General features: G+C 69.6%; 2 protein-coding genes. Both read right to left on the minus strand.

Annotated elements, in window-relative coordinates; all coding sequences use genetic code 11:
- Positions 1 to 1,626, minus strand: a 1,626-nt coding sequence (locus AQI95_RS43840) for a type I polyketide synthase (protein ID WP_425264980.1), incomplete at its 3' end; no start/stop codon positions are given.
- A 34-nt stretch (positions 1,627 to 1,660) separates the two neighbouring features.
- On the minus strand, positions 1,661 to 2,699 hold a 1,039-nt coding region (locus tag AQI95_RS43845), incomplete at its 5' end, for a beta-ketoacyl reductase (protein WP_159056772.1).

The following is a 2,699-nucleotide window of genomic DNA, read 5'->3' on the forward strand; positions in this document are numbered from 1 at the left end:
ACCCGTGAACAACACACCCAGACGCCCGGACCCCACCGCCCCCGGACGCACCGACCCGAGACCCTCGCACGCCTCGTCCACCGAACCCGCCACCACCACCGCACGATGCTCGAACCGCGCACGAGACACAGCCAACGAGTACGCCACGTCCACCAGGCTCAGATCGCGGTGCAGTTCCAGATGGTCCGCCAGCCGCCGGGCCTGCGCGCTCACAGCGTCGGCTGTACGGCCCGAGAGGACGAGCGGCACGCTTCCGCGTATCACAGTCGGCTCTGGGGACTCGTTCTCGGCGGATTCGAGAATGACGTGGGCGTTGGTGCCGCTGATACCGAAGGAGGAGACCGCGGCACGACGCGGACGCCCCTCCGTCGCCGGCCACTCCCGCGACTCCGTCAGGAGTTCCACGGCACCCGCCGACCAGTTGACCTTCGGCGTGGGCTCGTCGATGTGCAGTGTCCTGGGCAGCACACCATGGTGCATCGCCTGCACCATCTTGATCACACCCGCCACACCGGCCGCCGCCTGCGCATGACCGATGTTCGACTTCAACGAACCCAGCCACAACGGCTCACTACCGGCCCGCTCCTGACCGTACGTGGCGATCAGCGCCTGCGCCTCGATCGGGTCACCCAACGACGTACCCGTACCGTGTGCCTCGACGACGTCGATCTCGGACGCGGTCAGACCGGCGTTCGCCAACGCCTGACGGATCACACGCTGCTGCGAAGGACCGTTCGGCGCGGTCAGCCCGTTCGACGCACCGTCCTGGTTCACGGCCGTGCCACGGACGACCGCCAAAACCCCATGACCGTTGCGCCGCGCGTCCGACAGACGCTCCAGCAGGACCAGACCCACGCCCTCGGCCCACGCCGTACCGTCCGCACCCGCCGCGAACGACTTGCACCGGCCGTCGGGGGCGAGGCCCCGCTGCCGCGAGAACTCCACGAAGCTGCCCGGCCTGGCCATGATGGCCACCCCACCGGCAAGCGCGAGCGAGCACTCACCGCCGCGCAGCGCCTGGACCGCCGAGTGCATCGCCACCAAAGACGACGAACACGCCGTGTCCACCGTCACCGCCGGACCCTCGAAACCGAAGGTGTACGCCACCCGGCCCGAGACGATGCTTCCGGCCGCCACGGCCGCCTCGTAGTCGTGATACATCAGGCCGGCGAAGACGCCGGTACGACTGCCCTTCAGCGTGGTCGGGTCGATTCCGGCCCGCTCCAACGCCTCCCACGACGCCTCCAGCAGCAGCCGCTGCTGCGGGTCCATCGCGAGGGCCTCGCGAGGCGAGATCCCGAAGAACGCCGGATCGAACTCACCCGCGTCATGGAGGAAGCCGCCCTCCCGTACGTAGGACTTGCCGGCCATGCCGGGCGTGGGGTCGTAGAGCCGGTCGACGTCCCAGCCACGGTCCTCCGGGAACGGGGTGACGCCGTCGCGCTCCTCGGCCACCAACCGCCACAGGTCCTCCGGCGAGGAGACACCGCCAGGCAGCCGGCAGGAGGCCGACACGATCGCGATCGGTTCGGACGAGGCCGCAAGAGCCCTGTCGCGCTCCTCCTTGAGCTGCTCGTTCTCCATGAGCGAGGCGCGCAGTGCCGCGACAAGCTTGTCCTCGGGCACAGACATATCTGAGTTCCTCCGTAGCCCGACGGGCTCAGTTGTTGGTGTCGCCCATGGCGCGTTCGATGAGGCCGGCGACGTCCAAATCTGCGATCAGGCGCGACGCGTTCTGCCGTGCTTCCGAGGGGGCGGGCGTGACGGCACCGGGGGCCGTAGCCACGAGAGGCAGCAACTGCTTCAGCACGCCCAGCTCTTGGAACCGCTTCAGCGGCACCGTGGCAAGGGCCTTGCGCAGCCCGGCCTCGTCGATGTCTGCAAGGTCCACCGCTCCGGCCGCCGGGCCCGGGGCCAGTTCCGCGCGCAGATGCTCGGTGATCGCGGCGGGGGACGGATAGTCGAAGATCAGTGTGGCCGACAGTAGCAGCCCCGTCGCCGCGTTCAACCGGTTGCGCAGCTCGACTGCGGTCAGCGAGTCGAAGCCCAGGTCGCTGAACGCCTGTCCAGGCACGATGCTCTCGGCGTCGGCGTGCCCCAGCACCACGGCGACCTCGCCGCGGACCAGGTCCAGCAGCATCTCCGTCTGCTCCTCCGCCGGAAGCGCCGCCAGCCGGTCCGTAAGGGAGTCGGCGGGGACGGGGCCGCCGGTGGAGGCGGCACGCCGGGGCGGGCGGACCAGGCCCTGCAGCATGGGAGCCAGTTGGCCGGCACCCGCCTGTGCGGTGAGCGCGGAAAGGTCGAACTTGACGGGTACGAGGGTCGGTTCGTCGGCGCCCAGGCCGGCGTCGAACAGCTCCATGCCCTCCTCGACGGACAGGGGCCGAATGCCGCTGCGCCGCATGCGGGCCTGATCCGTCCGGTCCAGGGCGCCGGCCATACCACCGGCGTCACCCCACAGGCCCCAGGCCAGTGAGACAGCAGGCAAACCCTGGGTGCGGCGCCACTGCGCGAAAGCATCCAGGAACGCATTCGCAGCCGAGTAGTTGCCCTGCCCCGGACCACCAAGCACACCGGACGCCGAGGAATACACCACAAACGCATCCAGCTCCAGGCCCCGCGTCACCTCATGCAACGCCAACACCGCATCGACCTTCGGCCTGAACACCGACGCCAACCGCTCCGGCGTCAAACTCCCG

The sequence above is a fragment of the Streptomyces yokosukanensis genome (genome assembly GCF_001514035.1).
GTDB classification, from domain to species: Bacteria; Actinomycetota; Actinomycetes; order Streptomycetales; family Streptomycetaceae; genus Streptomyces; species Streptomyces yokosukanensis.